Below are 4,057 nucleotides of genomic sequence, written 5' to 3'. Positions count from 1 at the left end.
TCGTCGGTGGCGTAGCGCTGGATGTTGGTGCGGGCGGTTTCGCCCATGCGGTCGCGCAGGGTCTGGTCGCTGATGAGGGTGTCGAGGTGGCGGGCGAGTTCGCTGGTGTTGCCGGGCGGGGCGAGCAGGCCGTCCTCGCCGTGGCGGATGATTTCGCGTACGCCCGGGGCGACGTCGAAGGCCACGCACGGCACGGCGGTGGCCATCGCCTCCATGGGGGCCAGCGGGAAGCCTTCGCCGCGGGAGCTGAGGACGAACACCGACGCCTCGCGCAGCGCGCCGGGCACGTCGTGGGTGCGGCCCATGAAGGCGACGCTGGCGTCGATGCCCAGCTGGGTGCTCTGCCGGCGCAGGGCGGCTTCCTCCTCGCCGGCCCCGTACAGGCGCAGGGTCCATCGGGGGTGGCGGGCGGCGATCTGGGCCCAGGCTTCCAGCAGCAGGTCGACGCCCTTCTCCTCGTGCAGGCGTCCGATGCTGGCCACCACCTTCGCGGTGCGCGCGGAGGGCTGCTCGGGGTAGAAGGGCAGCGGGTTGGGCATGAAGCCGACGTTGTCCATGCGCTGGCGGATCCAGGCGTCGGCGTCCTCGCGGGTCAGTGCCAGCATCCGGTCCACGTCCCGGTAGAAGGTCTTCACGCGCTGGAAGCGGGAGGACTTGCGGCAGGTCTCGAAGGACTCGTGGCTCATGCCGATCACGGTGTGCCCGGCGGTGTCGGCCAGCGCCACCCACTCCATCGCCCAGACCTGGGTGACGATGATGACCGCGCCGGGCCGGGCGGCGGCGAACAGCGCGGACAGTCTGGCGGCCTGGGCGCGCATGCCCGCCTCGCGGGCCGCCCGGCGCCGGTGCTCGGCGAGGTTGGCCCGGTCCTTGAGCGTGCGCAGTGGCCGCACCTGCGGCGGGTGCTCGTCGTAGAGGGTGGTGGTGGCATACGGCAGGCCGTCGGCCAGGGCGCGGGCGCGGCCGGGCGGCGGCGGGGTGATGCCGATCAGGTGCACCCGGTGGCCGCGGGCCGCGAACAGCCCGGCCATCTGGTGCGACCAGCTGGTGATGCCGCCCAGCTCGTTGACGCTGTTGGAGACGAAGAAGACGTCCCGCTGCGGCACGGCCGTCCCGGACCCGGCCGCGCCTGCGGCGGCGGTGCCTGCGGCGGCGGTGTCTGCGGCGGCGGTGTCTGCGGCGGTGGCGGGGGCCGGGTGGGTGTCTGCGGTGGTGGGGGTGGTGGTCATCAACGGCTCCAGTGGGCGAAGAACTGCTCGACGAGGGTGCGGGCGGCGTCCCCGCGCTCGTACTCGCCGAAGTGGGCAACAAAGCGCTTGCGGGCCGCGGCGTAGTGCTGCCCGCCGTCGGCGAGGTCCTCCAGCGCGCCGAAGAAGGCCTCCTCGTCCTCCACCAGCGGCCCCGGCGCGTGCTCGCGCAGATCGAAGTAGGTGCCGCGCTGCTCCTGGACGTAGGCCTGGTAGTCGTAGGTGAAGAACACCATCGGCCGGTCCAGCAGCGCATAGTCGAACATCACCGACGAGTAGTCGGTCACCAGCACATCGGCCAGCTCCAGGAACGGCGCCACGTCATGGTGCGCCGAGACGTCGAGGACCGAGCCGGCCACCGTCGGCGGCAGCGTGACATGGTTGAGGTAGTGCGAGCGCACCAGCAGCACATAGCGGTCGGCGAACCGCTCGGCGAAGCGCTCCACATCGAAGGGCAGCTCGAAGCGGTGCGAGCGGCCCCCGCTGGTGCGAAACGTCGGCGCATACAGCAGCACCTGCTTGCCGGCCGGGATGCCCAGCTCGGCCGCCAGCGGCCCGCGCCGGCGCGCCTGGCCCGCCTCCTCGCGCCGGCGGGCCTGCACCAGCGCGTCGTTGCGCGGATAGCCCACCCGCAGCAGCGCCCGCTCCGGCAGCCGAAACGCCCGGGCCAGGGTGCGCACATCGTGCTCGGAGCGCACCAGGAACCGGTCGAAGCGGTCCAGCGCCCGCTGCTGCTCGGCCTGCTGGGCCCGGGTCAGCGTCTTCTGCGCCGGCTGGTCGAAGCCCATCTTCTTCAGCGCCGAGCCGTGCCAGGTCTGGAGGTAGGTCGTCTCCGGGCGCTTGGCCAGCTTCAGCGGGAAGGACTGGTTGTCCACCCAGAACTCCGCCTGCGCCAGCGCCTTGAGATACGGCAGCGACCAGCGCCGCACCAGCGTCGCGTCCTCGGGAAACGCCCCCGGATCCCCCGTGTAGGACCAGTACGCCTCGAAGTCCAGGCCCTGGCGGCGCATCTCCTCATACAGCGCCCGCGGACTGTCACTGTACTGGCGCCCCAGATGGCTTTCGAAGACCACCGTGCGCTTCTTGACCGGCAGCCGCAAGAACACCTCATGATAGGCCCGCAGCTTCGACGGCCCCGAGGTCAGCGTCTTGCGCAGCGCCCTGGCCCGCCGGTAGCCGGACTTCGCCAGCGCCCCCGGGCGTCCCCGCACCGACTTGCCGATCAGCTCCCGGGCCCGCTCCCGCTGCGGGTCCTGGCCCACCAGCTCGAAGGCCAGGTGCCCCTTGGCCGAGACATGCGGACGCACATGGTCGGCGACCATCCGCGTCAGCCGCGGCCGCACCGGCAGCGCCCGCCCCGACAGGTCCACATCCGCCACACTCAGCCGGGTCGTGGTGCGCACCCCGTCCGCCTCCAGCACCAGCCGCACATCCCACACCGCATCGATGATGCCCAGCGGCCGCAGCCGCCCGCTGATATCGGCCACCGCCTCCCACTCCACCACCGGCCCGGCATGACGCACCGTGCGCACCGGGAAGGTGAACGCCTGCAGCCCCCGCCGCCGCGCGCTGAACTGCAGCTCCGCCCGCAGCACCGCCCCCTCGCCGATACGGCCCAGCGCATTGGTGACCCGCCCGGCCAGCCGCACCCCGCCGCCGGCCGCCGCCTCGAAAACGGTCAGCTGGTTGCGCAGGAACATCTTCTCCAGCGGCCGCGTGTGATACCCCAGATCGGTCACATCCAGCACCCGCCGGCCCAGCGGATCCTCCAGATGCTCCGCACACCAGAACACCCGCCCGTCCCGCTCGACCAGCGGCACCGCCACCTTGCCCGGATTGAGCAGCGCATCCACCGCCGGAATCAGATTCGCCCAGTCCCCGCGTCCCAGCAGATACCCGCACACCGCCTGCAACGGCTGCGCCCGCTCAAAAGCCTCCTCGTCCAGCGTCGCCAGATACCCCGCCGACAACCGCGCGAACTCCGCCCGGTACTCCGCATCCCGAAACGGCAGATCCCGCAGATGCAGCACCAGATCATGCTTGAGGAACTTCACATCCTTCGCCCGCCGCATCTCCGCCATCCCCCGCTCGGCGAGCATCGCATCAATACGCCGGTGCACCTCCAGCCGGTGCGCATAATTGGTCATCTCATGACGCCGGTTGGTCACCGACTTCACCGCCGCCGCCTGATGCACATGCCAGAAATACACCTGATTCGGAATCAGCGTGATCCGCTTCGCCGCCAGATACGCCTCCGCAATGAACTGCAGATCCTCATAGAACATCCCCTTCGGAAACCGCAGATCATGCTCCAGCAGAAAATCCCGCCGATAACACTTGTTCGTCGACAGCGTGTCCCACACGAACAGATCCGGCAGCTCCTCAACCGACTCCAGCGTCCGCGTCTCCCGGTACAGCCACGCATACCACTCATTACGCCGCTCCACCGGCGCATCCTTGTGCAACCGCACACACAGCCCCGACACCAGATCCGCCCCCGACGCCCGCGCCGCCTCCACCAGATTCCGGCACGCATTGCGCTCCAGCACATCATCACTGTCCAGGAACATCACATAACGCCCCACCGCCTCCCGCACACCCCGGTTACGCGGCTCACCCCCCGCCCCACTGTTCTCCTCCAGCCGAAACGCCCGCACCCGCCCCGGCCACCGCCCCGCCAGCCCCTGCGCCACCGCAAAAGAACCATCCGTACTGCAGTCATCGACAATCACCACCTCAACATCACCGAACGACTGATCCAGCACCGACTGCACCGCAGCAGGCAACCGCTCGGCATCGTTGTAGACGAT

General features: G+C 70.2%; 2 protein-coding genes. Both read right to left on the bottom strand.

Annotated features, from left to right (window positions below; genetic code table 11):
- On the bottom strand, nt 1-1,106 hold a 1,106-nt coding region (locus AB0A97_RS41530; RefSeq protein ID WP_361161280.1), incomplete at its 3' end, for a glycosyltransferase.
- 122 nt (nt 1,107-1,228) lie between these two features.
- A partial coding sequence (locus AB0A97_RS41525) for a bifunctional glycosyltransferase family 2 protein/CDP-glycerol:glycerophosphate glycerophosphotransferase (protein WP_361161278.1) occupies nt 1,229-4,057 on the bottom strand: 2,829 nt, incomplete at its 5' end.

Source organism: Streptomyces sp. NPDC045470 (assembly GCF_040646595.1).
Taxonomy (GTDB): domain Bacteria; phylum Actinomycetota; class Actinomycetes; order Streptomycetales; family Streptomycetaceae; genus Streptomyces.
The sequence above is the reverse complement of the archived record's forward strand: the minus strand, read 5'-3'. Positions and strand labels throughout refer to the sequence as shown.